The following is a 25,408-nucleotide window of genomic DNA, read 5'->3' as shown; positions in this document are numbered from 1 at the left end:
CGGGGGTGTTTCCGGGCCGCGCGGGCGCGGCGGGGCCCGAGGGGCCGACGGGAAGGGCCGGTCAGGCGTCGGTGCGCTTGAGGATGTGCGCGGGGATGGCGATGGACGCGGAGACGAGCAGGATGCCGGCGAAGAAGCTCAGCAGCTCGAAGCCCTCGATGTAGAACGCGAACGCGAACAGCGCCATGCCGCCCAGGAAGAGGGCGAACGCGATGATGAAAGCGACGATGTTCACGAGGGCACCTGGATCCGTTGTCGAGACTGGGGGCGACCGGCCCGCCGAGGCGGATGACGCGGTCACCGACGAGTCTACGAGATCGCGGCGCGGGCGTCGCCCGGCCGGGCGGCCGGCTCAGCGCGCGGCCTGCTCCGGGCGGATCCCGCCGGCCAGCGCCTGGTACGCGCGCTGCGGGCCGGGCGACCGCGAGAGGGAGCCCGCGATGGCGTCGAGCATCGCCCGCTGCGCGCCGGACGGGTTCAGCAGCGCCTTCGCCGCCTGCCGCAGCTCGGTGACGGTCGCGACGTTCGGGGCCAGCGCGATCCCGAGCCCGGCCTCCTCGAGCGCGGCCGCGCCCGCGAACTGGTCGGTCGAGAGCGGCAGCACGAGCATCGGGACGCCCGCGGTCGCGGCCTCGGTGACGGAGTTGTTGCCGCCGTGCGTGACCGCGAGGTCGGCGTGGCCGAGCAGCGTCACCTGCGGGAGGAACGGGCGCACGAGCCAGTCGGAGGGGATGTCGCCGAGCGCGGCCCGGTCGGTGGATCCGGTCGCGAGCGCCACGCGCACGTCGAGGTCGCGGAGGGCCGCGGCGATGCGGGCGAGCACGTCGTCGCGCACGGAGAGGAAGCTGCCGAGCGACACGTAGACGATGGGGTCGCCGCCGGCGTCGATCCAGTCCTGCACCTCGGCCTCGGGCGCCTCGCGACGCACGGCCGAGCCGATGAAGGCGTGCGGCGGCAGCAGCTCGGAGCGGTCGGGGTCGTGCAGCTCCTCGGGGTAGTTGAGCAGGAGCACGTCGCCCGCCTCGGCGAACGCGTCGCGGCTCGGGCGCATCGCGGGCGCGAGGATCGCGAGGGCGTCGTTCCACTGCGCGGTGAAGCGGTCGCGGACGCGCTCGCACAGCGCGTGCAGCTCCTCGAGGTCCTCCTCCTCGGGTTCGAAGGCGGCGGGCCACGCGGGCGGGAAGCCGTAGACCTCGTCGCCCACGGGGAGCGCGCTCGGGTGGCCGAGCACGACGTCCGCGTGGCGGGTTCCCGAGGCGAGGAGGGCGAGGCGGGCGCTGAAGGCGAGGTGGTCGACGATCACCTGGTCGGGGCGCACCTCGTCGAGGATCCGCTGCACGGCGCGCGCGGTCTCGACCGGCTCCCACAGCAGGTCGTCGCTGCGCGCCTCGGCCTGGAAGCGCAGGGTCTCGACCATGCCGCGGCGCGTGGCGGCGAAGAAGCCGCGGAGGGCGTCGTCCTCGCCGGTCGGCTGGTCCTCGGCCTTGATGGTGCCGGGGTTGGATCCGCGGCCGAGGCGGAGGTCGACCCGCTCGAAGCCGGAGGCCTCGACGATGCCGGCGGTCGCGGATCCGGTCGCCACGACCACGCGCTCGCCGGCCTGCTGCCAGGCCGACGCGAGCGTGATGAGCGGGAAGAGGTGGGACGCGTAGTCCGGGCTGATGACGAGCAGGGTCATGAGGCGCTGAGCTCCCAGAGGGTTCGGTCGTCGGCTGCGGCGACGTCGCGGTAGACGCGGGACAGGGTGCCCGCCATGGCCTGGATGGTGAAGGTGCGCGCGACCATGTCGCGGGCGCGGTCGGCGGCGTCGTCCGCGCCGGGGCCGCCGGCGATGTCGAGCGCGCGGGCGATGCCGGTGCCGAGCGCGGCCGCGTCGGCCGTGTCGACGAGGAGGCCCGTCACGCCGTCCTCGACGTAGGTCGCGGGGCCTCCGGACGCGGGCGCGACGACGGGCAGGCCCATCGACATCGCCTCGAGCAGGGCGACGCCGAACTCCTCCTTGATGCTCGCGCACGCGTACGCGCCGCCCGGTGCGGTGAGCCCTGGTCGGCCGTAGCGGACGGCGGCGAGCCAGCGGGTGACGGTGTCGTTGCCGCGGTGACCGGCGAGCAGGAGGCCGTGGCGCGCCGCGTCGGCGGGGCCGTCGACGTCGGGGACCGCGTCGAGGATGCGCGCGAGCTGCTCGCGCTCCTCGGGGCTCGGCGCGTCGAGGTCGCCGCCCACGACGAGGAGGTTGGCGCGGGACCGGAGCGCGGGATCCGCCGCCCAGACGTGCGCGAGCGACACCATGCCCTTGACGCGGGCCAGGCGGCCGACGCTGATGACGAGCGGGAGGCCGCGGCGCTCCTCGGGGAGGCCGGCGAGCAGCTCGTCGAGCTCGACGAAGGCGCGGGCGGGTGCGCCGTCCACGTCGGCGCCGAGCATGGCGTCGTCGCGGGAGCGCTCGATGGCGGCGACGTCGATGCCCTCCGCGACGACGCTGTGGCGCTCGGGGTGCGCGTCCACGTCGATGCCGACGAGGCGGCGCATGTCGCGCTTCAGCTCGGGGCGCGGGAAGAGGACGGTGTGGGCGGCGTCGGCGGCCAGCCGCTGCACGAGCCGCACGCGGAACCAGTAGTGCTCGCGCGCGTCCACGGCGCCGAAGCCGTCGCGCGTGAGGGCGCCGGAGCGGTCGAGCGCGTCGACCACGCCGTGCGGATCCGGCGCGACCGTGAAGACGACCGGGATGCCGAGCTCGCGCGCGACCGTGGAGGCGGCGAGCGTGCCGACGTCGGCCATGCGGAGGTGCACGGCGTCGACGCGGCCGGCGGCGCGGAGCACGCGGCGGATCCCCCGCTCGGCCTCGACGCGGTGCGGCCAGGCCTCGGGGAGCGAGCGCGGGCCGCCGAGCATCGGGATGTGTGCGAAGACGTGGCCGTCGTCGCCGGCCGTGACGCGGGCGAGGGATCCGAGGGCCTGGTCGGGGGTGCCACGGGAGAGGGTGATGACGCGGTCGACCGGGCGATCGGCGGCCGGCTCGTCGGCCGGTCCCGGCGCGTCCGTGTGCGCTCCGCCGTCGGCCGCGGGCGCCACGAGCGCGTCGCCGAGCCGCACGAGCAGCGTCGCGATGCCGCCGTTGTCGCCCGCGCCCACGTGCGTGAGGCCGGCGTCGATGTCGGCGTGCAGGAAGAGCTGGACCACCGTGAGGCCCGGGCGCGCGGGTGCCGCCGGGTGGTCGCCGTGCTGGCGGGCGATGTCGAGCACGGCCAGGCGCGCGACCGCGGCCACCTCGTCGTCGCCGCGCGCGATGTCAGCGACGAGGGCGGCGATCGCCTCGCCCGCGGGCCGATCGCCGAGCGCGGCGACGGCGGCGGAGCGGGTGAGCGGCCCCTCGTCGACGGCCGGGGCGATGCGGAGGAGCACGCGCTCGGGGATCCGGCCGGGCACGAGGCCGATGGTCTCCACGAGACGCGACCGGGCGTCGTCGCCCCGCACGCCGAGCAGCGCGTTCTCGAGCGCCAGCGCGACGTGGTCGGGCGTCGACCCGGCCCACTGCTGCAGGGTGCGCTGCGCGAGCATGCCGGGGAAGCCGCCCTCGACGACCATCGCGACGAGGCCCGACACCGCGTCGAAGCGGGGCAGGCGGGTGCCGAAGGCCCAGGCCGCGTGCTCGCGGATCCACCGGGTGTCGTGGTCGAGGAGCGCGACGAGCGCGTGGTCGGCGGCCTCGTCGAATACCTGCGCGAGCGCGTGGATGGCGGCGACCGCCGTGAGCTGGTCGGCGGGGTCGGCGGCGGCGCGGGCGAGGAGGCGCACCGCGCGTCCGCCGCCGTCGCGGCTGGCGGCGACCGTGAGCTCGTCGGCCTCCTGCATCACGTCGAGGATGCGCGCGGCCTCCGCGACCTGGTCGAGGCTCGTCTGGATCCCCATGCTCGTGCCCCTTCTCGGGTCGTACTCCTCTTCGCGGAGCCGCGAGGCGCCTCACGCGGGAGCCTTCGCTCCCGGGACAGCCTCCCGGCCCTCGCGAGTATTCCCCAGTCTGCTGCGAGAACCCAGCCGTGCGTCCGAGATGCCGGCCCGGACGCCGCCCGCCGGGGCCGCCCGCCCGGGCCGCGCGCGACCCCGCGCGTACGCTGACGACCATGCCCCATCCCGCGCCGACGCCCCCGCAGATCCGCTTCGGCATCGTGGGGAGCGGCTGGCGCAGTGCCTTCTTCCTGCGCATCGCGCGCGCCCTGCCCAGCCGGTTCGCGGTCACGGGGCTCGTGACCCGCAGCGCCGAGACGGGACGCGCGCTCGAGGAGGAGTGGGGGATCCGCACCTTCCGCACCGCGGCCGAGCTGCTCGCCGCGGAGGCGCCGTCGTTCGTCGTCGTGTCCGTGCCGCGGTCCGCCGCGCCCGACGTGATCGCCGACCTCGTCGACCGCGGCGTGGCCGTGCTCACCGAGACGCCGCCGGGCGAGACCGTCGGGGACCTCGAGCGGCTCGACGCGCTCGTGCGCCAGGGCGCGCGCATCGAGGTGGCCGAGCAGTACCCGCTCTCGCCGCTGCTCGCCGCGCAGCTCGCGATCGCGGCGTCCGGCCGTCTCGGGCGGATCAGCCAGGCGACCGTCGCGCAGTGCCACGACTACCACGGCGTCCGCGTGATGCGCCGGGCCCTCGGCATCGGCTTCGAGGACGCGACCATCACCGCCCAGCGCTTCTCGTCGCCGCTCGTGGCCGGGCCCGACCGCGACGGCGACCCCGTGCGCGAGGAGGTCGTGACCGCCGTGCAGACCACCGCGCGCTTCGACTTCGGCGACCGCCTCGGCGTCTACGACTTCGCCGACCGGCAGTACTTCTCCTGGATCCGCCGCAACCGGCTCCTCGTCCGCGGCGAGCGCGGCGAGATCGCCGACGAGCACGTGAGCTGGCTGCTCGACGCGACGACGCCGACCTGGGCCGACATCACGCGCGTCGAGACCGGGCAGGGCGGCAACCTCGAGGGGATGCACCTGCGCGGCCTGCTGCTCGGCTCCGAGTGGGTCTACGAGAACCCGTTCGCGCCCGGCCGGCTCGCGGACGACGAGATCGCCATCGCGCAGTGCCTCGTCGAGATGCACGCGCACGCGGCCGGCGGTCCGCCCACGAACTCGCTCGCGGAGGCGGCGCAGGACCACCACCTCGCGCTCCTCATGCACGAGGCCGCGACCACGGGGAAGCCCGTCCGCAGCACGCGGCGGGCCTGGGCGGACTGACCCGCTTCCCCGCTGCTCCGCTGGGGCGCACCGCCTCAGCCCGCCAGGTGCCGCCGGATCGCCTCGACGCCGAGCTCCACCTCGCGGAACGACGTGGTCAGCGGGCTGAGCCCGAGCCGCAGGCCCGACGGCGCGCGGAAGTCGGGGATCACGCCCTCCGCCCACAGCGCGCCCACGATCTCGCGGAAGCGCGGGTGGTCGACGCTCACGTGGCTGCCGCGGCGCTCCTCCTCGCGCGGGCTCGCGACGCGGGCGCCGAGCGGCACGAGGTCGCGGTCGACGAGATCCAGCGCGAAGCCGGTGAGCGCGAGCGACTTGGCGCGGATCGCGTCCATGCCCGCCTCCTCGATGAGGGCGATCATGTCCTGCATCGCGAGCATGCCGACGATGGGCGGCGTGCCGCTGAGGAAGCGGCGGATCCCGTCGGCCGGCTCGTACGTCGGCCCCATCGCGAAGACGTCGCGCGCGCCCATCCACCCCTGGATCGGCTGCCGCAGCTCCGCCTGGAGACCGCTCCGCACGTAGCCGTGGGCGGGCGCGCCCGGACCGCCGTCGAGGTACTTGTAGCTGCAGCCGACCGCGAGGTCGACGCCCCACGCGTCGAGCTCCGTGGGGATCACGCCGACCGAGTGGCACGTGTCCCAGAGCACGAGCGCGCCGGCGTCGTGCACGATGCGCGTGATCCCCGGCACGTCCGCCAGGAACCCCGACCGGTACGCGACCTGGCTGAGCACCACGAGCGCGGTCCGCTCCCCCACCGCGTCGGAGACGAGCTCCGGCGTGACCCCGGCGTCGGGCGCGACCTCGATCCACCGGATCGTCATGCCGCACTCCTTTGCGACGCCCTCGAGCACGAAGCGGTCGGTCGGGAAGTTGTCGGTGTCGATCACGAGCTCGTCCCGTCCGGGGCGCGCGCGGACGGCGGCGCGCACGAGCTTGTAGAGGATCACGGTGGTCGAGTCGCCGACGAACGTCTGCCCGGCCGCCGCGCCGTAGACCACGCGGCCGAGGTCGTCGCCGATGCGGGTCGGCATCTCGAGCCAGTCCTCGTCCCAGCCGCGGATGAGGCGGCCGCCCCACTGGCCACGCACGAAGTCGGCGACGCGGTCGACGCTCGCGCGGGTCGGCCGGCCGAGCGAGTTGCCGTCGAGGTAGGCGACCACGTCGTCGGCCTGCACGAACAGCTCGCGGAAGCGCGCGAGCGGGTCGCGGGCGTCGAGGGCGGCGGCGGTCGGGGTGGGGCGGGAGGAGGCGTCGGCGTCGCGCGCGTCGGGTGTCACGCTCGCAGCCTACGTTCCGCGTGGTCGGCCGTCTCGTCCGCCTGCGCGGACGTCATCGGCTACCCGGCCCGGAAGTAGTAGGCGTCCGCGATCATCCCGGGGGCCGTTGCCCAGAGGCCGTCCGCGGCGCCCTCGACCGGGATCTCGATGACGACGTTGCCCGTCGCCGTGCCCTGCGGCTCGAGCAGGTCCTCGTTGTCGGTGAACGCGGGCGCCGGCGCGACCGCGAAGCTGTCGGCGGCCGAGTACTGCGAGCCGTCCGGGGCGAGGAATCCGAGCGCGAGCTCGGAGAGCGGATCGCCCGTGCTCGACCCGAGGTACGTCACCGTGACCGGCACGACCGCGTACTGCATCCCGTCCGCGGGCGGGTCGTTGGACGGATCCGCCGCGAGGACCGCCGCCGTGGCGTCGAGGATCGGCGTGCCCAGCGTGACCTGCCACTCGGGGCCGTCGATGCCCTCGCCGATGACCGGGGTGCCGATCGGCAGCGGGTCGTCGGGGCTCGTGCCGGGCTGGGCCGCCGCGTCGTCGTCCCCGAAGCCGTCCGTGGGCTCCGGGGTCGCGAAGCCGGAGTCGCCGCCCGCGGACTCCACGGCGTCCGTGACCGAGCTCACGAACGCGAACGTGTAGACGATCGCCAGCACGATGCTGAGGACGAAGCCGACGGCTCCGAGGATGAGGCCCGTGAGCGCGAGGGGCTTGCCGTCCATCCGCCGGGCGAGCGAGATGATGCCGAGGACCACCGCGACCAGCGCCGGGATGGCCGTGACGTAGTTCAGGAACGGGATGAAGGCGCCCAGGAACCCGGCGATGCCGACGATGAGCGCCGCGATGGCGAGGCCCTTTCCGCCACGGGAGCGGGGCGGCTCGCCGGAGACGTAGGGCGGTGCGGCGGCGTAGGGCGGCCCGGCGGCGTACGGCGGCGCGGCGGCGAAGGGCGGCGCGGCTGCGTGAGGCGGCGCGACGGTGGGGTCGGATGCGCTCGCGGCGGCGTAGCCGGTCGCGCCGGCGGCACCGTGTCCGGTCGCACCGGCCGGGCCGTATCCGGCGGGCGGCGCGGGCGGCGCCGGCGGCGCGGGAGCGTCCGCGCCGGTCCGGGTCTCCGCCACGGCGGCGGCGGTGGCCGCCTCGGGATCGTCCGCGGGATCCCCGGCGGCCGGCGGACCGTAGGGGCTGACGGGCTCCGCCGGCGCGGCGCCGGATGCGGACGTCTCCTCGGGCGCCTCCTCGCGCCCCGGGACCCGGCCCCGCGGCTCGTCGGGGTGGGATCCGTCGGTCCGGTCGGGGTCGCGGTCATGGCTCATGTGACGTTCCTAGCGGAGGGCACGACCCGAGCGGCAGCGCCGCGGGCGAACCGCCCCGAAATGGGGGCGCGGCGAGTGGTCGGTGCGCCGCTCGGGCGCGCATCGCCCGACCGCGGAGGTCCGTTAACCTCGGGGCGTGCCCCTGCCCGCGTGGACCCCCGACGGCCCCGACCTCGTGATCCACGCCGAGAACCTCGAGGCCGTCCGCGCGCTCCCCGACGGCGCCTTCCAGCTCATCTACCTGGATCCGCCGTTTAACACCGGTCGCACGCAGGAGCGCCAGAACACCACGGTGACGCGCACGCCGGAGCCGGAGCCGGAGCCCGAGGACGAGGCCGCCGGAACGGAGGCCGCCGGGACCGAGGCCGCCCCGCCCGCCCTCGCCCCCGCGAGCACCGCCACCCCCGAGCCGGTCCGCCCGCCCGGGGCGCGCCTCGGCTTCCACGGCCGCAGCTACGACTCCGTCAAGGGCATGCTCTACGGCTTCGACGACTCGTTCGCCGACTACTGGGACTTCCTCGAGCCGCGCCTCATCGAGGCCTGGCGACTCCTGGATCCCACCGGCACCCTCTACCTGCACCTCGACTACCGCGAGGTGCACTACGCGAAGGTTGTGCTCGACGCGCTCTTCGGCCGCCGCTCGTTCCTCAACGAGATCGTGTGGGCGTACGACTACGGCGCGAAGTCGCGCCGTCGCTGGCCCGCCAAGCACGACACGATCCTCGTCTACGTGAAGGATCCCCTCCGCTACCGCTTCGACTCCGAGGGCGTGGACCGCGAGCCGTACATGGCGCCCGGCCTCGTCACACCCGAGAAGCGCGAGCGCGGCAAGCTGCCGACGGACGTCTGGTGGCACACCATCGTCTCCCCCACCGGCCGCGAGAAGACGGGCTACGCCACCCAGAAGCCGCTCGGCGTGCTGCGCCGCATCGTGCAGGCGTCGAGCCGCCCCGGCGACTGGGTGCTCGACTTCTTCGCCGGATCCGGCACCACGGGTGCCGCGGCCCGCGAGCTCGGCCGCCGCTTCGTGCTGGTGGACGAGAACCCGCAGGCCCTCGAGGTGATGCGCGCACGGCTGGCGGGCGACGCCACGGTCTTCGTGTCGTCGGGCGCCGCGGCGAGCGCACCGGCCGATCCCGCCGCGGCGCCGACACCGAGGCCGACACCCGGGCCGAAGCCCGCACCCCCGAAGCCCGCACCCCTGCCCGTCCCTCCGGCCGCCGACTGAGCGCCGCTCCCCCGCCGGCTACCCCTGCTGCGCGAGCGCGAACGGCAGCACGCGCGTGGCGCCGGCCTTCCGCAGCAGCCGGCCGGCGACGGTGAGCGTCCAGCGGGTGTCGACGAGGTCGTCCACGAGGAGGACGGGACGCGGATCCGCGGCGAGGTCGTCCGCGAGGTGCGCGGGCACCTGGAACCGCGGGTGCACCCGGCCTAGCCGGTAGACGCTGTTGCCGCGCGCGGCACCGGGCGCTCCCGGATCCACGAGGTCGAGCGACCCGAGGAACGGCAGCCGCCCCACCTCCGCGATGCGCTGGGCGAGGCTGCCGACGAGCCGCGGTCGGCTCGCCGACGGCACGTGCACGACCGCGCGCGGCCGCTCCGCCCAGCCCCACTCCGCGAGCACCCGGACGCAGGCGGCGACGAGCGCGTCGTCGACCAGGGCGTCCTCGGCGCCGGCCGCGAAGACCGTGCGCAGGCGCCCGCCCCAGCCGAGATCGGTGAGGCGGGCCAGAGCGCGACCCTCGTCCACCTGCTCGCCCGCGGCGATGGCGCCGCTGAGCGGCACGCCGACGCTCGACGCGCCCGTGGGCCAGCGCAGCCGCGGCTCGATCGGCAGCCCGACCCGGTCGAGCGCCTGCGACGCCGTGGCCGACGCCTGCTGGTCCAGCGACGACGGGTACCACGCGCCCGCGCACCGGTCGCAGCGGCCGCACGGCGCCGCGGTGTCGTCGTCGAGCTGGCGCTGGAGGAACTCCATGCGGCAGCCGAGCGTGGTCTCGTAGTCGAGCATCGCCTGCTGCTCGCGCACGCGCGCCGCGGCGACCTGCTCGTAGCGCGCGCGGTCGTAGACCCACGGGACGCCCGTGGCCGACCAGCCCGAGGTGTCGCGCCGCACGGCGCCGTCGACGTCCAGCACCTTGAGCAGGAGGTCGAGCCGGCTGCGCGAGAGCGACACCCGCGACTCGAGCGCGGGCACCGACAGCGGCCGGTCGCTCTCGCCGAGCGCCTGGATGACGGAGGCCGCCTGCTGCTCGTCCGGCATGGATGCCGTGGCGAAGTACTGCCAGATGTCGGGATCCTCGCGGCCGGGCAGGAGCAGCACGTCCGCGTCGGCGGACCCGCGGCCCGCGCGCCCGACCTGCTGGTAGTAGGAGACGGGCGACGACGGCGCCCCGAGGTGGACGACGAACCCGAGGTCGGGCTTGTCGAAGCCCATGCCGAGCGCGCTGGTGGCGACGAGCGCCTTGACCTCGTTGCGCTGCAGCTCGCCCTCGGCCTGCTCGCGGTCGGCCGGGTCGTCGCGGCCCGTGTACGCCTTCACGGCGTGGCCGGCGTCGCGCAGGAGCCGCGCGGTGTCCTGCGCGGCGGAGACCGTGAGCGCATAGATGATGCCGCTGCCCGGCAGCTCGTCGAGGTGGCTGAGGAGCCAGCCGAGCCGATCCCTGCTGTTCTCGAGCCGGAGCACGCCGAGCCGGAGCGACCGGCGGGCGAGCGGCCCGCGGATGGTGACCACCGGCACGCGGTCGGTCTCGACGACGCCCGCGCCCGCGGATCCGACGCTCAGCTGCTCCTCGACATCGGCGACCACGCGCGAGTTCGCGGTGGCGGTGGTGGCGAGCACGGGCACGCGCTCGTCGACGGAGGAGATGAGGTCGCGGAGGCGCCGGTAGTCGGGCCGGAAGTCGTGGCCCCAGTCGGAGATGCAGTGCGCCTCGTCGACCACGAGGAGCCCGAGCCGCGCCCGGAGCGCGGGCAGCTGCTCGTCGCGGAAGCGCGGGTTGTTGAGGCGCTCGGGCGAGACGAGGAGGAGGTCGACCTCGTCGGCGTCGAGCGCGCGCAGGAGGTCGTCCCACTCGTGGGCGTTGCTCGAGTTCATGGCGACCGCGCGCACGCCCGCGCGACGGGCCGCGGCGACCTGGTCGCGCATGAGCGCGAGCAGCGGCGAGACGAGCAGCGTGGGGCCGAGCCCCTGCTGGCGGAGGAGCAGGGTGGCGACGAAGTAGACGGCCGACTTGCCCCATCCGGTGCGCTGCACGACGAGTGCGCGGGAGCGGTCCTGCACGAGCGCCTCGATGGCCTCGAACTGCCCGTCGTGGAAGTCGGCGCCCGCGACGCCGACGAGCCGCGAGAGGTGCTCGCGGGCCGCGGCCCGGAGATCGGAGGTCGCCGCGGCGGAGGGCGCGGGGGTGGAGGGCGCGGCGGAGGGTGGCATCGCGGTGTCGGGCATGCGGCCATGCTCCCATCCGCCCCCGACCGCGGCCTCCCGCGGCGACCCCGCGGAGGGAGGGATGGACGGCGCCCGACCTGGGGAGGGCTACCGCTCGGGAGAGGATCCCGGCTCGATGGCCCGGGGCGCCCGCGCGGGTCCCGCGGCGCGGGCGGCCCGCACCGCCTGCTCGGCCTGGAGCTGCTTCATGCGGGCGAGCGCCGCGTAGTGCCGCTCCTCCTCCTCGAGGTCGGCGAGCTGCTGCTCGGTGCTCCGGACCCGCCGATCGACCGCCATCGCGGCGCGCTCGTACGCGGCGCTCCGGTCCGGCGGGCCGACGGGCTCGCGCCGGGCGTCCCAGTCGTGGCCGACGCAGAACCAGACGATGCTGCCGATGAGCGGCAGGAAGACGATGAGGAGGATCCAGACGAGCTTCGGCAGGTGCTTGACCTGGTCGTCCGGGCGCGTGATGAGGTCGACGAGCGCGCACACGGCGACGAGGAGGGGCAGCAGCCCGAAGAGGATCACGGTCAGGGAGCCTAGGGGCGGTGCGGGGCCCGGCGGAAGGCCCTTGCACGGACCGGGCAGAGGGCGCAGCGACCTGGCCTTTCGCTCAGTGGACACCCACCTCGCATCTGTCAGGTTTCCAGGAGCCGTCGGTCCTACAGTCCAGTCGAGGGCTGCACCGGGTGGCCTCAGTGAGGAGGAGATCATGGGTCTCGACGACAAGATCAAGAACGCTGCTCAGGACATCGCGGGCAAGGCCAAGGAGGCGCTCGGCGACCACAAGGGCGACGAGAACCTCAAGGCCGAGGGCCAGAAGGACCAGGCCGCCGCGTCCGCCAAGAAGGCCGGCGAGGACGTCAAGGACGTCTTCAAGTAGAGCCAGACCAGCAGCGCCAGGAGAGGCGGCGACCCATGGGTCGCCGCCTCTCCTCATGCCCGGGCCCGGTCGTCACGGCAGGGCGGGAGCGCCCGACTCCGCCGTGATCCGCTGCACCAGCTCCGCGTCGAGCAGCGCGACCTCGTCGCCGTCGCCCTCCGCGTGCGCCCGCACCACGACCGAGGTGACGCCGCCGTCCGGCCGCACGTCGACCACGAGGAACCCGGATCCGCGCACGATGCGCTCCGTGCCGGGATCCGCCGCCACGTCCGTCTCGTTCGCGACGCCCGGCGCGACCAGCACGGGCACGCCCGCGAGCGATCCCACGATGTGGTGGTGGTAGTGGCCCGAGAGGATCACGCGCACGTCGCTGCCGCGCACGACCTCCGCCAGCCGCTCCGGCCCCTGCAGCGCGAGGGACTCGTGCAGCACGGTGGGCGCCGGCACCGGCGGGTGGTGCAGCACGAGGACCGTGCCGCGCTCGGCCGGGGTCGCGAGGAGCTCGCGGAGGCCGTCGAGCTGCTGCTCGCGGAGCGCGCCGTAGCCCTTGCCGGGGACCGAGCTGTCGAGGGTGGCGATGCGCCAGCCGTCCACGATCGTCACGCCGTCGACGGGCGGGACGGCCGCGGGATCCCGGCCGTCGTCCGTGCCCGGGCGGCCGTGCCCGTCGCCGAGCACGAGCCGGAAGGCGGAGCGCACGTCGTGGTTGCCGGGCGCCAGCACGAGCGCGGCGCCGCGCGACGACGTCCACGGCACGAGCCGCTCCCGCAGGAGCGCGTACGACTCGGGGGTGCCGTCCTCCGAGAGGTCGCCCGAGCCGACGAGGAGCCGTACCCCGGGCACACGGTCGGCCTCGACGAGGACGCGCTCGAGGGCGGCGCCCGTGTCGACGACGCCCTGGTGGAGGCCGCCGTCGCGCAGGAGGTGCGTGTCGCTGAGGTGGACGAGGCGCAGGGATCCGGGAGGCAGTGCGTGCATGCGCCGACCCTACGGGGGCCGGCCGACACCGCGGCGGCCGTCCGGCGGACATCGGGTGACGCCGCCTCGCGGGACCGGCGCCCGCGCATCCCCCGGCGGTAGCCTCGTGCCACGACGAGAGGGAACCCCATGGCGACGCGCGACGAGATGGACTGCTGGCTCACCGACATGGACGGCGTGCTGGTGCACGAGAACCAGGCCCTGCCCGGCGCGGCGGCCCTCATCCAGCAGTGGCAGGACCAGGGGAAGCCCTTCCTCGTGCTCACGAACAACAGCATCTTCACGCCGCGCGACCTCTCCGCCCGGCTCCGCGCGTCCGGCCTGCACGTGCCCGAGGAGTCGATCTGGACGTCCGCGCTCGCGACCGCCGCGTTCCTCGAGCAGCAGATGCCCGGCGGATCCGCGTTCGTCATCGGCGAGGCCGGCCTGACCACGGCGCTGCACGAGGCGGGCTTCATCATGACCGACACGAAGCCCGACTTCGTGGTCATCGGCGAGACGCGCAACTACTCGTTCGAGGCCATCACGCGGGCGATCCGCCTCATCAACGGCGGCGCGCGCTACATCGCGACGAACCCCGACGCGACCGGCCCGAGCGCCGAGGGCGTGCTGCCCGCGACGGGCGCGGTGCTCGCGCTCATCTCGAAGGCCACGGGCAAGGAGCCGTACATCGTCGGCAAGCCCAACCCGATGATGTTCCGCTCGGCGCTCAACAAGATCGGCGCGCACTCCGAGAGCACCGGCATGATCGGCGACCGGATGGACACCGACATCATCGCGGGCATCGAGGCGGGGCTGCACACGGTGCTCGTGCTCACGGGGATCAGCGACCGCGCCGAGATCGAGCGCTACCCGTTCCGGCCCGACGAGGTGCTGTCGGGCGTCACCGAGCTGCTGGATCCGGAGCCGGTCGAGTCCGAGCTCTGATCAGCGGGCGACGGCACGGACCCGGCTAGGGGACGACGGGCGGCTGCGGGACGCCGATGCTTCCCGTGAACGTGCCGCCGCCGGCGCGCGAGACGAAGCAGTACGCGTCGCGGTCGCCCGCGGTCCACTCGTCCTGCGTGATCGGGTACGCCGACTGGTACTGCACGTCGGAGTAGGCGCGGGCGGCCGCGTAGTCGATCACGGTGTCGGCGATGCAGAGCTCCTCGGCGGAGTCGCGCACGGCGTCCTCGCCGGGGAACGTTTCGCCCGTCTGCGGCAGGGCGACGCGGGCGACCATCTGCGCGTGGTGCTCGGAGCCGCAGTCGACGACCGTGTACTCCTCCTCCCACGGCGTGGAGTAAGGGTCGATGCACTCGCCGCCGAGCAGCGCGTCCCACGCCTGGGTGCCGGCCGCGGCCGGGCCCTGCACGGGATCCGTGGGAGTGGGCGACGGGGTGGGCGTCGCCTCGGGGGTCGCGGTCGCGACGGGGGCGGCGTCGGGCGCGGCGCCGGATCCGAGGCGCTGGCCCAGGTAGAAGAGGCCGACGAGGAGCAGCACCAGGAGGATCGCGCCGCCGACCCAGAGGCCGGTGCGACGCGGGCCGCGGGGTCCGCGCGCGGGCGGGGCGGCGGGAGGTGCGGGGACGCGTGCTGTGTCGAGGACAGGTGCGCGGGGCGCCGGCGCCCGGGGTGCGGGCGGGGCCGCGTACGGCGGCGGGACGGGCGCGGGACGCGGGGTCGGATCCGGACGCGGGGAGGCGGCCGGGACGGCGACCGTGGGGGCGTCCCTGTCGGGGCGCGGGGCGGCGGCCGCCGCGGCAGCCGCAGCACCGGCGGCGGGGAGGACGCGCGTGCGGTCGTCGGCGGCGGTGTCCTCGGAGTCGCCTGCGCGGACGTCGTCGGGATCCGCGACGGCGGGGGCGCGCTCGTCGTCGGGATCCGTCGCGACGTCGCCGAAGAGGAGGTCGATGGCGTCCACGGGCTCGGCGGGGGCATCCTCCGACGCGGGGGCGATCGGGGCGTCGGCGGACTCGGCGTCGGCCCGGGGCGCGGCGTCGTGCTCGGGTGCGCGGTCGGCGTCCGACGATCCGACCACCGGCGAGGGCAGCACTGCCGTCTCCGGCTCGGGCGTCGCCTCGGGCGTCGCCTCCGGCTCCGGCGTGACCTCGGGCTCGGGCGCGGTCTCCGCGACATCCACGGTCGGCGCCGCGTCGGTCGGCCCGGCTGGTGCGGCGGCGGCAGGCGCGGCGGCCGGGGCGGATCCAGACGCCCACGCCATCGCGGCGGCGCGCGCCGCGGCGGCCGCGGGAGCGAGCGGCGCCGGGGACGCGTCATCGTCATCGTGCTCGGCCTCGTGCTCGGCGGGGCCGGCGGGGTCGTCGACGACCCCCGCGTCCTCGTCCGCCTGCTCGTCGCGGAGCGGGGTCAGCTGCACGGAGCCGTCGGGGGCGTCGACCTCGGCCTCGGCCTCGGCCTCGTCGGCGGGATCCTCGACGAGCTCCGCGTCGACCACCGGCGCGTCGGACGGGGCGACCGGCAGGGCCACGTCCCGCGCGTCGTCGACCGGCTCGAGCACCAGCTCGGCGGGGGCGTCGTCGACCGGCGCGGGATCCGCCTCGACCTCGCCGGACAGCACCTCGCCCGTGAGCGGCTCGCCGGGTGCGTCGTCCGCGGGGGCGGGCACGTATCCGGGGTCGGGCTCGCCGGGGAACTCCACGTCGCCCGCGTCGACGGTCGCGTCCGCGATTCCGGGCTCGGGCGCAGGCGCCTCGGGGTCGGCGTCGGTGCCCTGGGGGTCCTCGCCGGGATCCACCTGGTCGAGCGGGGCGACGCGCGCGTCGTCCTCGGTCGGGTCGAGCGGGACGATCCCCGCGAGGATGTCGCCGTCGGCGGGCGGCGTCGGGTCGGCGGGAGCGGGATCCACCCCGGCCTCCTGGGCCTCAGGAGCGTCCCGCTCCGCGGGCACGGGCTCACGGCCGGCCGAACGACCCCATCCGATGGGCGCCAGCGGCTGCGCGGGGCGCTCGCGGTCGGCGTCGGTCGCGGGACGGACCGCGAACGGGTCGTCGTCGTCGCGACCGGATCCGGTCCCCTCGCCGCCGGGCGCCGCGCTCACTAGGCCAGCCCCAGGTCCTCGAGGCCGATCGCGTACAGGTAGCGGTGGCCCGCGGCCTCGATCACCTCGCGGGCGTCGGTCGAGCGGTCGACGACCACGGCGACCGCGGCGATCTCCGCGCCCACCTTCTCGAGCGCCTCGATGGCCTTCAGCGGGGATCCGCCGGTGGTGGAGGTGTCCTCGACGACGATGACGCGCTTGCCCTGGAGGTCCGGGCCCTCGACCTGGCGGCCGCGGCCGTGGTCCTTCGGCTCCTTGCGGACGACGAACGCGTCGTAGCCGCGGCCGACCGCGGCGCCCTGGTGCAGGATCGCGGCGGCGATGGGATCCGCGCCCATCGTCAGCCCGCCGACCGCGGCCACGTCGGGCACGTCCGCGATGAGGTCGAGCATGACCTGCCCGATGAGCGGCGCGACGCGGTGGTCGAGGCTCACGCGGCGGAGGTCGACGTAGTAGGTGGCCTTCTTGCCGCTCGTCAGGGTGAAGTCGCCGTGGAAGACGGCGTCCTCCTTGATGTGGGCGATGAGCTGCTGGCGGGCGTCGGAGGTCGTCACGCAGCCGATCCTACGGGCGGGGAACCGCGCCGCCCGGTGCGACGGGCGGGCGGGACGCGGACCGGATCAGGAGTCGGACGACGTCGGCAGGCCGAACACCGTGCCGACGGCGGCCACGTCGTCGCCGCCGTGGCCGGCCGCGGACGCCTCCGCGTACGTCTCGCGGAGCGCCTCGAGCATGGCCGTGTCGAAGTCGTGCGCGTCGGCGCCGTCGAGCGCGGCGAGCATCAGCGTCACGTCCTTGAGCAGGCCGTCGAGCGCGAACGACGGCGCGAGCTCGCCGGACAGCATCGCGCCGCCCTTGAGGTGCGCGTACGGGGTGTCGGCCGCGCCGCCCGCGATCGCGTCGAGGAAGAGGCGCGGCTCGACGCCGAGCAGGCGCGCGAGGCCGAGCGACTGGCCGGTGGCCGCGGTGATGGAGGCGATCCAGGCGTTGCACGCGAGCTTGAGGGCGGATCCGGGACCCGCCTCGGTGCCGGCGACCACGGTGCGCGAGCCGGTCGCCTCGAGGACGGGGCGGGCGACGGCGAGGTCGGCCTCGGATCCGGAGACGAGGTGCACGAGGAGGCCCTGCTCGGCGGGGCCGCGCGTGCCGAGCACGGGCGCGTCGACGAAGCGGATGCCGTGCTCGGCGGCGAGCGCGGCGATCCGGCGGGTGCCCTCGACCCCGACCGTGGAGGACTGCAGCACGACGGCGTCGGGACGCAGCGCGGGCGCGACCTCGGCGAGGACCGCGAGGACGGCGTCCTGGTCGAACAGCATGATCACGACGACGTCCGCGTCGCGCACGGCGTCCGCGGCGCTCTCGGCGACGGTCGCGCCGGCGTCGGCGAGGGGCGCGGCCTTGTCGGCGCTGCGGTTCCAGACCGTGAGCGGGAGGCCGGCGCGGAGGATCGAGCGGCTCATGCCGGAGCCCATGACCCCGGTGCCGAGGAGCGCCACGCGGGGCGGCCCGTCGGACGCGGGGGTGGATGCGGGCGCAGCAGCGGTGTCGTCGGTCATCCCCCGACGGTACGCCCGCGATCTGCGAGGACGACGGACGCGGACGGTCCGCGGACGCGGCGACGGGCCGCCCGTCGCCAGGACAGGCGGCCCGTCGGGGCACGCGGAGACGGGTCAGACGGCGGGCGCCTCGGCGGCCTCGTCGGATCCCTCGCCGGGCATGACGATGTCGGCGACCGTGACGTCGACGCGCGTCACCTGGCGGCCGACGAGCTCGGTCACGGCGTCGGAGATGGCGGCGCGCACGTCGGCCGCGATGTCCTGGAGCGGCACGCCGTACTCGGCGACGAGGGTCACCTCGAACGCGACGCCCGCCTCCTGGGCGTCGACCGCGATGCCCTGAGTGAGGTCGGTCTGGCCGATGCGGTCGCGGAGCTGGCCGATGACGCGGGCCGCGCCGCCGCCCAGCGCGTGGACGCCCGGGATGTCGCGGACCGCGAGGCCGGCGACCTTGGCGATCACGCCGTCGGTGACGGTGGTGTCGCCCTCGGCGAGGACGCTCCCCGTGACCCCGGCGCTCGTGGACGCGACGCGGGTGACGTCGGCGGGGGTGCTGGTGTTCTGGTCGCTCATGCGGTTCCTCCTCGAGATGCCCGGTCGCCCGGGCGCTGCTGTGGTAGTCATGGGTGAGACGCACGGACGGCGTGGTCCGTCACGGATCGCTCCCGGATCCGCCTCGTCTCCCAGCGCACACGGAGGTACGGCATGGCCCTCTCCTCCTCGCTGCAGGACGCGGGCGACGGCATCCTCGCCGAGCGCGCGGCCGACGGGGACGCCCGGGCCTTCGAGGTGCTGGTGCGCCGGCACGCTCCGTACATGCGCGCCTTCGCGATCCGCCTCACCGGATCCCGCGCCGACGCCGACGACGCCGTGCAGGAGGCCCTCATCACCGCGTGGGACCGCCTGCCGACGCTCGAGAAGCCCGACCGCGTGAAGAGCTGGCTGCTGCAGATCGTCAGCCGCAAGTCCATCGACCGGATCCGCGCTCGCCGACCGGTCGACGACATCGACGACCACGAGATCGCCGACCGCCTCACCTCCCCGGAGCGCGACGCCGAGACGTCGTCGCAGATGCGCGCGCTGGCCGGCGTCCTCGACGCGCTGCCCCGCGAGCAGCGCGAGGTGTGGATGCTGCGCGAGGTGGGAGGCTTCTCCTACGAGGAGATCGCGGAGAAGCTGGGCGCGACGCCCTCGACCGTGCGCGGCCGGCTGTCCCGGGCGCGCACCACCGTGATGACGAGCATGGAGGCATGGCGATGAGCGTCACCGGACCCGGCGATCCCGGGGAGCGCCTGCCCGTGGATCCCGCACCCGCGCTCGACGCCGACGGCGCGCCCCTCGACATGGCCGCCCTCGCCGACTACCTCGACCGCGGGCGCACCCCGCGCATCGCCGCCTACGAGGACGACCCCGAGACCCGCAACGCGCTGCGCGCCCTCGAGCACATGCGCGACCTCGGCCGCGAGCTCGTGCAGGTCGAGGCGGAGGAGGCCGACGCCCCGGGCGACGACTTCTTCCGCGGCGTGCTCGCCCACATCAGCCGCGAGTCGCGCGCCGGGCGCGACATCCCGCTCTCCCACCCGGACCCGGCCGTCAGCCTCGCGCTCACCGAGGGCGCCGTGCGCACCCTGGTGCGGCAGGCCGGCGACGAGGTGCCGGGCGTCCTCGTCGGCCGGTGCACGCTCGACGGCGACGTCACGCGCGCCGGCGAGCCCGTGCGGGTGGCGCTCACCCTGAGCGTCGTGTGGGGGGAACCGCTGCCCGAGCTCGCGCAGCGCGTGCGCGAGCGGGTCCACGCGGCCCTGCTCCGGCACACCGAGCTGAGCGTCGAGGGCATCGACGTGACCGTGGTGGACGTGCAGGCGCGTCCCGTGCAGGAGGAGGCCGGAGATGACCCTCGACGATGACGCGTCGGCCGCCGTGCCCGCGCCGCTGCCCGCGCCCGTCCCCGTGCCGCTCCCCTCCCCGGCCGACCTGTCGCGCGACCTGACCGCCGTGCTCCGCGGCGTCGCGGGCGTGGCCGACGTCTATGCGCCGCGCTCGCCGATCCTGCTGGCCGCCCAGCAGGTGGTCGAGGGCGTCGTGGCCGGATCCTCCACGGCGACCGAGCAGCTCGTCACCGTCGAGACCGGCGAGGGCACCGTGCTCGTCGAGGCGTCCATCGCGGTGGACGCGTCGAGCCGCGCGAGCGACACCGCGCGCGCCGCCGTCGACGCGATCCGCGCGAGCCTCGCCGAGTCGGTGGGCCCCGAGGCCGCCGCGCTCGCGGCCGTCACGGTGCGCGTCGGCAGCATCGGCTGACCCTCCGCGCGGACGGCCGCCCGGCCCGCTCCCGGTACCGTGGACGCATGCGCGTCGCCACCTGGAACGTCAACTCCATCCGCACCCGCGTGGGCCGCGTCGTCGACTGGCTCGTGCGCGAGGACGTCGACGTGCTGGCCATGCAGGAGATCAAGTGCAAGCCGGAGCAGTTCCCGATGCAGGCGTTCGAGGAGGCCGGCTACGAGGTCGCCGTGCACGGGCTCAGCCAGTGGAACGGCGTCGCGATCGCGAGCCGCCTGCCGCTCGAGGACGTCGTGACGACGTTCGAGGGGATGCCGCGCTTCGGCAAGCCCGACGCCTCCGGGCAGCCGCCGCTCGAGGCGCGCGCGATGGGCGCGACCGTCGCGGGCGTCCGCCTCTGGAGCCTCTACGTCCCCAACGGCCGCGGCCTCGACGATCCGCACTACTCCTACAAGCTCGAGTGGCTCGGGGCGCTCGCGGCCGACACGCGCGCCTGGCTCGCCGCGGATCCCGCCACCCCGCTCGCGCTCATGGGCGACTGGAACGTGGCGCCGCTCGACACCGACGTGTGGGATCCCGCGCTCTTCGAGGGCAAGACCCACACATCCGCGCCCGAGCGCGCCGCCTTCGCCGCGTTCCTCGACGCCGGCCTCGCGGACGTCGTGCGTCCCTCGATCCCCGAGGGATACACGTACTGGGACTACCAGCAGCTGCGGTTCCCGCGGAACGAGGGCATGCGGATCGACTTCATCCTCGGGAACGACCGGTTCCAGGAGCTCGTGGGCGCGCCGCGGATCCACCGCGACGAGCGCAAGGGCGACGGCCCGAGCGACCACGTGCCGGTGGCCGTGGACCTCGACGTGGAGACCGAGCTCGACGACGACCGGCCGATGATCTTCTGATCCGCCGGGCCCGCGCGGCACGGCCGCGCCCGCTCCTCCCGCCCCGGCCGATTCCCGCCCCGCCGCACGCGCCCCGTAGTCTCGTGCCGTGACCCCCGACGACGACGCGACCCCGGCCCCCGGCCGCCGCGCCGCCCGCGGACGCCGCGCCGCCGCCCCGCCGGCTCGACGGCGCCGCCTGCCGGAGGTGCCGCGGATCGCCCTGCCGACGCTCCCCCGCGGACGCGGACGCGACGCGTCGGACGAGGAGGCGCCTCGCCGCGGAGGGGCCGGACGCGCCGGCTCCGCCGTCCGCGACGAGGATCCCGCCGGCCCCGACTGGGTGCCCCGCTGGATCCGCCGGATCGACCGCCGCGTCCTCGTCACCACGCTCGTCTCGATGCTCGTCGCCGCCGTCGTGGGCGGCAGCATCGCGGCCCTCGGGCTCGGCCTCATCTTCGTCACCGACGCGTGCGACGTGGACGCCTACGTCTGCCGCGACTCGCTCTTCACCATCGGCTACGGGACCGCTGTCGCGGGCCCGCTGCTGCTCACGGGGATCGCGGTGATCGTCGCGCTCGTCGGCATGATCCGCGGGCGCACCCGGCCGTGGCTGGTGCTGCTGATCGGCGTGGGCGCGTCGCTCGCGGCGTACATCCTCGGCGCCGTGCTCGTGCTCGTCGCCGTGCCCGGCTCCTCCCCCGTCACCTGATCCCGATCGCCCGTACCCCATCCCGCCGCGGCGGCGGCGGGGTCTCGGCGGTCCGCTAGCGTGGGGAGTCCGGCGCCTGACGCGGATCCGGGGGATCGGCCGCTCGTGCGGCAGGCGAGGGGGCGGTAGTGGACAGCGGACGTGTGGCTCTGGTCATCGAGGACGACGGCGACATTCGCCAGCTGCTCGAGGTGGTCCTGCGCCAGGGCGGCTTCGAGGTGCACTCCGCCGGCACCGCGACCGACGGCGTGCGTCTGGCCGCGGAGGTCTCCCCGGACGTCATCACGCTCGACGTGGGCCTGCCCGACTTCGACGGCTTCGAGGCCGCGCGCCGCATCCGCCTCGTGAGCGACGCCTACATCGTGATGCTCACCGCGCAGGGCGAGGAGGTCGACACCCTGCTCGGGCTCGAGGCCGGCGCGGATGACTACATCGTGAAGCCGTTCCGTCCGCGCGAGCTCCGCGCGCGCATCTCCGCGATGATGCGGCGACCGCGCGGCGGCGGGGACGCGACGGCGACCCCCGCGGCCGGCGTCCCGGCGGCGCCGAGCGCCCCGAGCGCTCCGAGCACCCCGAGCCCCGCCGTCGAGGCGGAGGAGCCGGCGCAGCCCGAGGCCCCCGCCGCCACGCCCGTCGTCCCGGCGACGGCGCCGACCGAACCCGCGTCCGCGGACGAGGACGTCCTGCGCCACAACGGCCTCGAGCTCGACGAGGGCACGCGCCACGTCACGGTCGACGGCGAGCCGGTCGACCTCACGCGCACCGAGTTCGACCTGCTCGCGTCCATCCTCGCGAGCGGGGGGCGCGTGCGCACCAAGGGCGACCTCGTGCGCGACATCCGCAGCGGCTCCTACGCCGTCGCCTCCTCCACCGAGCCGGAGGAGCGCGCGGTCGAGGTGCACCTCGGCAACCTGCGCCGGAAGCTGCACGACGACCCGCGCGAGGCGCGGTGGATCCAGACGGTGCGCGGCGTCGGCTACCGGCTCGCGCCGCCGCGCGACTGAGCCGCCGAGCGCCGACGGGCGTCCTGGGGCTGCCGCGGGACCGGTCGGTCCCGCGGCAGCTGCGCCGTGGATCGGGGTCCCCTCGGGTGGGATCCCGCTCCGTTCCTCCGACCGGCCTGTCGCGGGAGCCGGTCGGGCGTGCGCGCGGGCCGTCGGGGCTGCCTCGCGCACGGGTCTAGTCGGGCGGGTGCCCCTGCTCCGCGCGGATCCAGGACCGCATCGCGTCCATGCTCCGCTCGCCCACCTCGCCGAGCTCCGGCAGCATCGCCTGGGCGCGGGCGTGGTCGGCGGAGCGGATGGCCCGCTCGAGGTGCGCCGCGACGTCGCTGAGCAGGAGCGCGCCGACCATCGCCGCCGAGCTCTTCACGCTCAGGCACGCGTCGAGCGCCGCCGGCCGGTCGCCGGCGCGCACGGCCGTGTCGAGGCGGTCCCAGCGGCTCGGCCACAGGTCGACGAAGAAGCGCAGGAAGTCGACGCAGGCGTGCTGCCCGTCGGTGAGCGCGCCGGGGCAGGTCGGCTCAGCGGGAGCGGGAGCGGAGGCGGAGGCGGGGGCGCCGACCGGACGGGGGGATCCGGCCGGCGCCTGCCCGCGACCCGGTGCGGGGGCACCGCGGGTCGCGAGGCGGTCGTCCGGGAGGGGGGATCCGGACGACGGGGTCCCGCGGCGCGGCTCGGGGTGGCCGCGCGGCGGGGTCACGCCGCCCGGCGCGGGAACACCGGGGGGCGGAGCGGGAGTGCCCGTCGCGGGGACGACGGACAGACGGGCGGGGCCGGGCTCATCCGACAGCTCGACCAGCAGCTGCTCCAGGACGCGGACGTCGAGGAGCGGGGGGAGCTGCGGGACACGGGCGGCATGGGCGTTCACGCCCGGCCGCCGACGAGACGATCCGAAGGACCGGGGAGGCCGCCGTCGGGCACCGGCCGCGCATCCGTGGATCCGGCACGGCACCCGGTGCGCGCGGCTCGGGTGCCGCTCGCGGGGTGGTCGTGGGGGATCATCCGGTCCTTCGATCGCTCGTGTCGGACGGGTGGCCCCGTCGTCCTCCGAGCGTGACACCGCCGGATGCCGGATCGGATCAAGGTGGGGACAAGATCAGCTCAAGTCGGGCGGGATGTGGCACCGCCGACGCGCAGCGGCAGCCGCACGCGCATCGTGGTGCCCGTGCCGACGGCGCTCTCCACCTCGATGGACCCGTCGTGCGCCTCCACGATCGAGCGGGTGATGCTGAGGCCGAGCCCCACGCCCGCGACCGTGCTCGCGCGGGCCGAGTTGGTGCGGAAGAAGCGCGTGAACAGCTGCGCGGTGTCCTCCGCCGACATGCCCACGCCGTCGTCGGTCACGCAGAGGCGGAGGTGGTCGCCGTCGACGTCCACCTCGGTGGTGACCGTGCCGCCCTCCGGCGTGTACTTCACCGCGTTGCTGAGCAGGTTGTCGAGCACCTGGCCGATGCGCACGGCGTCGACCTCGGCGACCAGCTCCTCGTACTCCGGCTCGATCAGCGTGACGCCGCTCGCCTTCGCGTGGGGGCGGATCACGTCGAGCGCGTTCTCGACGATCTCGCCCACGTCGACGAGGTTGCGGTTGACGGCGAGCCGGTGCTGCGCCGCCGTGAGGAGGTCGCCGATGAGGCCGAGGAGGCGCTGCGCGTTGCGCTCCACGATCGCGAGGCGGGCCGCGGTGATCCGGTCGTCGATGTCGTCCTCGACGAGGTCGTCGGCGATGAGCTCGACGTAGCCGAGGATCGAGGTGAGCGGCGTCTTCAGCTCGTGCGAGACGCTCGCCACGAAGTCCTCGCGCTCGGTGACCGCGAGCGCGAGCGCCGTGACGTCGGTGCTGATGACGACCGTGCCGAACACCCGCCCGGACTCGTCCACGAGCGGCGAGAGCGAGGCGAGCACGGCCTTCTGCGCGCCGCCGTCGCCCACCCAGTAGACCTCCCGCCCGACGGTCTCGCCGGCGCGGGCCCGGGCCACGAGCTGGCGCTCGGGCGGCACGAGCGTGGTGCGGTCCTCCTCGTAGACGTGGATGCCGAGCATCGGGTCGTCCGCGTCGGCCGGGCCGGCGAGCGCCATGAGCTCCTGAGCGGCGCGGTTGCGCATCATGATCCGCCCGCCGGCGTCGAGGACGACGACCGTGTCGTCGATCGCGTCGAGCACGCCGTCGATGATCGTGTTGCGCTCCTGCAGGTCGACGAGCGTGCCGGTCAGCTCGAGCTGCATCTCCTCCAGGCGCGCGTGCTGCCGGATGAGCTGCTGCGCGAGCAGGTTCACGGCGACGGCCACGAGGAGCATCACGAGCGGGAGCACGACGAGGTGCGACCAGCCGGTCGCGCCCTCCGGCAGGGTGCCCGTCCGGAGGTAGGGCAGCGCCAGCACCGACGCCGTGCCGAGGGCGCCGAGCCACAGGACGTGCAGGGCGAAGGAGTACGCCAGCCAGATCACGGGGAACACGAGGAGGAACGCGGTCGACGGCACCTGGTCGGCGATCGCGTCGTGGCAGAGGGCGAGCGCCGCGAAGTCGAGCATCGGCAGCACGGCCACCCAGTCGGAGTCGATGCGCTCCCAGGGGACGACGGCCGCGATGATCGTGACGATCGCGGCGATGACGGTCCCCGCCACGAACCCGGGATCCGCCAGGGAGCCGAGGTCGTCCGCGCCCGCGACGATGGCGACCACGGCGAGGCTCAGGATGAAGGGCAGCTGCGCGTGCAGCGGCTTGGAGAGCGTCATGCTGCGGAACGTCGACTGCGCTCGGGAGCCGGCGCCAGGCCGCACGTCGGAGGGAGCAAGCTCGCCCACGTGACCCCCCAGGATGCGGTCACCCCGTCCCGCCCATCGATC

24 protein-coding genes are annotated in these 25,408 nt (G+C 75.4%); 10 read left to right on the top strand and 14 right to left on the bottom strand.

Annotated elements, in window-relative coordinates; all coding sequences use genetic code 11:
- Window positions 1-61: 61 nt before the first annotated feature.
- The 3 genes from JOE38_RS12810 to JOE38_RS12800 all read right to left on the bottom strand — a co-directional run bounded on the left by JOE38_RS12810 (window position 62) and on the right by JOE38_RS12800 (window position 3,909).
- Window positions 62-235 carry a hypothetical protein gene (locus JOE38_RS12810; RefSeq protein WP_012297729.1) on the bottom strand — a complete coding sequence of 58 codons (174 nt, stop codon included), beginning with the start codon at window positions 233-235 and terminating at the stop codon, window positions 62-64.
- Between the two features lie 117 nt (window positions 236-352).
- Window positions 353-1,678 (bottom strand): nucleotide disphospho-sugar-binding domain-containing protein, encoded by a 1,326-nt coding sequence (locus JOE38_RS12805; protein ID WP_204576633.1) that lies wholly within the window; start codon window positions 1,676-1,678, stop codon window positions 353-355.
- On the bottom strand, window positions 1,675-3,909 hold the full coding sequence (locus JOE38_RS12800; protein WP_204576632.1) for a glycosyltransferase: 2,235 nt from the start codon (window positions 3,907-3,909) through the stop codon (window positions 1,675-1,677). Before JOE38_RS12800 ends, JOE38_RS12805 begins: the two co-directional genes overlap by 4 nt.
- Before the next feature lie 212 nt (window positions 3,910-4,121).
- On the opposite strand from JOE38_RS12800, the gene JOE38_RS12795 reads away from it, so the two are divergent.
- Window positions 4,122-5,216, top strand: a complete 1,095-nt coding sequence (locus tag JOE38_RS12795; RefSeq protein ID WP_204576631.1) for a Gfo/Idh/MocA family oxidoreductase — start codon at window positions 4,122-4,124, stop codon at window positions 5,214-5,216.
- A 35-nt stretch (window positions 5,217-5,251) separates the two neighbouring features.
- Here the strand turns inward: JOE38_RS12795 and JOE38_RS12790 are convergent, their stop codons facing one another.
- Window positions 5,252-6,496, bottom strand: coding sequence for a kynureninase (locus JOE38_RS12790; protein ID WP_204576630.1), 1,245 nt, complete (start codon window positions 6,494-6,496; stop codon window positions 5,252-5,254).
- A 59-nt stretch (window positions 6,497-6,555) separates the two neighbouring features.
- Window positions 6,556-7,800 (bottom strand): DUF4190 domain-containing protein, encoded by a 1,245-nt coding sequence (locus tag JOE38_RS12785; RefSeq protein ID WP_204576629.1) that lies wholly within the window; start codon window positions 7,798-7,800, stop codon window positions 6,556-6,558.
- Window positions 7,801-7,936: 136 nt separating this feature from the next.
- Between JOE38_RS12785 and JOE38_RS12780 the strand changes: the two genes are divergently transcribed.
- Window positions 7,937-9,028 (top strand): DNA-methyltransferase, encoded by a 1,092-nt coding sequence (locus tag JOE38_RS12780; protein WP_307838878.1) that lies wholly within the window; start codon window positions 7,937-7,939, stop codon window positions 9,026-9,028.
- Window positions 9,029-9,046: 18 nt separating this feature from the next.
- Here the strand turns inward: JOE38_RS12780 and JOE38_RS12775 are convergent, their stop codons facing one another.
- Together JOE38_RS12775 and JOE38_RS12770 are read right to left on the bottom strand one after the other, a co-directional pair.
- Window positions 9,047-11,248, bottom strand: coding sequence for a RecQ family ATP-dependent DNA helicase (locus tag JOE38_RS12775; RefSeq protein ID WP_204576628.1), 2,202 nt, complete (start codon window positions 11,246-11,248; stop codon window positions 9,047-9,049).
- Window positions 11,249-11,335: 87 nt separating this feature from the next.
- Window positions 11,336-11,755: a PLD nuclease N-terminal domain-containing protein gene (locus JOE38_RS12770; protein ID WP_204576627.1), complete on the bottom strand. Its 420-nt coding sequence runs from the start codon at window positions 11,753-11,755 to the stop codon at window positions 11,336-11,338.
- Window positions 11,756-11,939: 184 nt separating this feature from the next.
- Between JOE38_RS12770 and JOE38_RS12765 the strand changes: the two genes are divergently transcribed.
- Window positions 11,940-12,110: a CsbD family protein gene (locus JOE38_RS12765; protein WP_011931706.1), complete on the top strand. Its 171-nt coding sequence runs from the start codon at window positions 11,940-11,942 to the stop codon at window positions 12,108-12,110.
- A 72-nt stretch (window positions 12,111-12,182) separates the two neighbouring features.
- On the opposite strand, the gene JOE38_RS12760 is transcribed toward JOE38_RS12765, so the two are convergent.
- Complete coding sequence (locus tag JOE38_RS12760) at window positions 12,183-13,088, bottom strand: metallophosphoesterase (RefSeq protein ID WP_204576626.1); 906 nt, start codon at window positions 13,086-13,088, stop codon at window positions 12,183-12,185.
- Between the two features lie 129 nt (window positions 13,089-13,217).
- Between JOE38_RS12760 and JOE38_RS12755 the strand changes: the two genes are divergently transcribed.
- Window positions 13,218-14,015, top strand: coding sequence for an HAD-IIA family hydrolase (locus JOE38_RS12755; RefSeq protein WP_011931704.1), 798 nt, complete (start codon window positions 13,218-13,220; stop codon window positions 14,013-14,015).
- Window positions 14,016-14,040: 25 nt separating this feature from the next.
- Here JOE38_RS12755 and JOE38_RS16050 read toward each other — a convergent pair whose 3' ends face one another.
- The 4 genes from JOE38_RS16050 to JOE38_RS12735 form a co-directional block, all read right to left on the bottom strand.
- On the bottom strand, window positions 14,041-16,131 hold the full coding sequence (locus JOE38_RS16050) for a septum formation family protein (protein WP_204576625.1): 2,091 nt from the start codon (window positions 16,129-16,131) through the stop codon (window positions 14,041-14,043).
- Window positions 16,131-16,685 carry an orotate phosphoribosyltransferase gene (gene pyrE / locus JOE38_RS12745; RefSeq protein WP_204576624.1) on the bottom strand — a complete coding sequence of 185 codons (555 nt, stop codon included), beginning with the start codon at window positions 16,683-16,685 and terminating at the stop codon, window positions 16,131-16,133. The genes JOE38_RS16050 and pyrE overlap by 1 nt, the downstream gene beginning before the upstream one ends.
- A gap of 66 nt (window positions 16,686-16,751) precedes the next feature.
- Window positions 16,752-17,687, bottom strand: coding sequence for an NAD(P)-dependent oxidoreductase (locus JOE38_RS12740; RefSeq protein ID WP_239544832.1), 936 nt, complete (start codon window positions 17,685-17,687; stop codon window positions 16,752-16,754).
- A gap of 114 nt (window positions 17,688-17,801) precedes the next feature.
- Window positions 17,802-18,260 carry an Asp23/Gls24 family envelope stress response protein gene (locus tag JOE38_RS12735; RefSeq protein WP_204576623.1) on the bottom strand — a complete coding sequence of 153 codons (459 nt, stop codon included), beginning with the start codon at window positions 18,258-18,260 and terminating at the stop codon, window positions 17,802-17,804.
- A gap of 132 nt (window positions 18,261-18,392) precedes the next feature.
- On the opposite strand from JOE38_RS12735, the gene JOE38_RS12730 reads away from it, so the two are divergent.
- The 6 genes from JOE38_RS12730 (at window position 18,393) to JOE38_RS12705 (ending at window position 22,567) form a co-directional block, all read left to right on the top strand.
- A complete protein-coding gene (locus JOE38_RS12730; RefSeq protein ID WP_204576622.1) occupies window positions 18,393-18,947 on the top strand; it encodes an RNA polymerase sigma factor in 555 nt (184 codons plus the stop codon).
- Window positions 18,938-19,594, top strand: a complete 657-nt coding sequence (locus JOE38_RS12725; RefSeq protein ID WP_239544831.1) for an Asp23/Gls24 family envelope stress response protein — start codon at window positions 18,938-18,940, stop codon at window positions 19,592-19,594. Before JOE38_RS12730 ends, JOE38_RS12725 begins: the two co-directional genes overlap by 10 nt.
- The gene (locus tag JOE38_RS12720; protein ID WP_204576621.1) at window positions 19,578-19,988 is read left to right on the top strand and encodes a hypothetical protein; all 411 of its coding nucleotides are present in this window, start codon (window positions 19,578-19,580) and stop codon (window positions 19,986-19,988) included. Before JOE38_RS12725 ends, JOE38_RS12720 begins: the two co-directional genes overlap by 17 nt.
- A 47-nt stretch (window positions 19,989-20,035) precedes the next feature.
- Complete coding sequence (locus JOE38_RS12715) at window positions 20,036-20,872, top strand: exodeoxyribonuclease III (protein WP_204576620.1); 837 nt, start codon at window positions 20,036-20,038, stop codon at window positions 20,870-20,872.
- Between the two features lie 88 nt (window positions 20,873-20,960).
- The gene (locus tag JOE38_RS12710; protein WP_204576619.1) at window positions 20,961-21,563 is read left to right on the top strand and encodes a hypothetical protein; all 603 of its coding nucleotides are present in this window, start codon (window positions 20,961-20,963) and stop codon (window positions 21,561-21,563) included.
- A 128-nt stretch (window positions 21,564-21,691) separates the two neighbouring features.
- Window positions 21,692-22,567 carry a response regulator transcription factor gene (locus JOE38_RS12705; protein ID WP_204576618.1) on the top strand — a complete coding sequence of 292 codons (876 nt, stop codon included), beginning with the start codon at window positions 21,692-21,694 and terminating at the stop codon, window positions 22,565-22,567.
- Window positions 22,568-22,742: 175 nt separating this feature from the next.
- Here the strand turns inward: JOE38_RS12705 and JOE38_RS15815 are convergent, their stop codons facing one another.
- Both JOE38_RS15815 and JOE38_RS12695 read right to left on the bottom strand, forming a co-directional pair.
- Entirely contained in the window at window positions 22,743-23,264 is a 522-nt protein-coding gene (locus JOE38_RS15815) for an Hpt domain-containing protein (protein WP_239544830.1), read from the bottom strand.
- Between the two features lie 401 nt (window positions 23,265-23,665).
- On the bottom strand, window positions 23,666-25,297 hold the full coding sequence (locus JOE38_RS12695; RefSeq protein WP_239544829.1) for a sensor histidine kinase: 1,632 nt from the start codon (window positions 25,295-25,297) through the stop codon (window positions 23,666-23,668).
- Between the last annotated feature and the right edge of the window lie 111 nt (window positions 25,298-25,408).

Source organism: Clavibacter michiganensis (assembly GCF_016907085.1).
Lineage (GTDB): Bacteria > Actinomycetota > Actinomycetes > Actinomycetales > Microbacteriaceae > Clavibacter > Clavibacter michiganensis_O.
The sequence above is the reverse complement of the archived record's forward strand: the minus strand, read 5'-3'. Positions and strand labels throughout refer to the sequence as shown.

Coding starts and splice junctions, on each gene's coding strand:
- JOE38_RS12695 (WP_239544829.1), bottom strand. CDS start 25,297: ATGACGCTCTCCAAGCCGCTGCACGCGCAGCTGCCCTTCATCCTGAGC.
- JOE38_RS12800 (WP_204576632.1), bottom strand. CDS start 3,909: ATGGGGATCCAGACGAGCCTCGACCAGGTCGCGGAGGCCGCGCGCATC.
- JOE38_RS12720 (WP_204576621.1), top strand. CDS start 19,578: ATGACCCTCGACGATGACGCGTCGGCCGCCGTGCCCGCGCCGCTGCCC.
- JOE38_RS12735 (WP_204576623.1), bottom strand. CDS start 18,260: ATGAGCGACCAGAACACCAGCACCCCCGCCGACGTCACCCGCGTCGCG.
- JOE38_RS12795 (WP_204576631.1), top strand. CDS start 4,122: ATGCCCCATCCCGCGCCGACGCCCCCGCAGATCCGCTTCGGCATCGTG.
- JOE38_RS12805 (WP_204576633.1), bottom strand. CDS start 1,678: ATGACCCTGCTCGTCATCAGCCCGGACTACGCGTCCCACCTCTTCCCG.
- JOE38_RS12725 (WP_239544831.1), top strand. CDS start 18,938: ATGGCGATGAGCGTCACCGGACCCGGCGATCCCGGGGAGCGCCTGCCC.
- JOE38_RS12785 (WP_204576629.1), bottom strand. CDS start 7,800: ATGAGCCATGACCGCGACCCCGACCGGACCGACGGATCCCACCCCGAC.
- JOE38_RS12765 (WP_011931706.1), top strand. CDS start 11,940: ATGGGTCTCGACGACAAGATCAAGAACGCTGCTCAGGACATCGCGGGC.
- JOE38_RS12755 (WP_011931704.1), top strand. CDS start 13,218: ATGGCGACGCGCGACGAGATGGACTGCTGGCTCACCGACATGGACGGC.
- JOE38_RS12740 (WP_239544832.1), bottom strand. CDS start 17,687: ATGACCGACGACACCGCTGCTGCGCCCGCATCCACCCCCGCGTCCGAC.
- JOE38_RS12760 (WP_204576626.1), bottom strand. CDS start 13,088: ATGCACGCACTGCCTCCCGGATCCCTGCGCCTCGTCCACCTCAGCGAC.
- JOE38_RS12775 (WP_204576628.1), bottom strand. CDS start 11,248: ATGCCCGACACCGCGATGCCACCCTCCGCCGCGCCCTCCACCCCCGCG.
- JOE38_RS12730 (WP_204576622.1), top strand. CDS start 18,393: ATGGCCCTCTCCTCCTCGCTGCAGGACGCGGGCGACGGCATCCTCGCC.
- JOE38_RS12715 (WP_204576620.1), top strand. CDS start 20,036: ATGCGCGTCGCCACCTGGAACGTCAACTCCATCCGCACCCGCGTGGGC.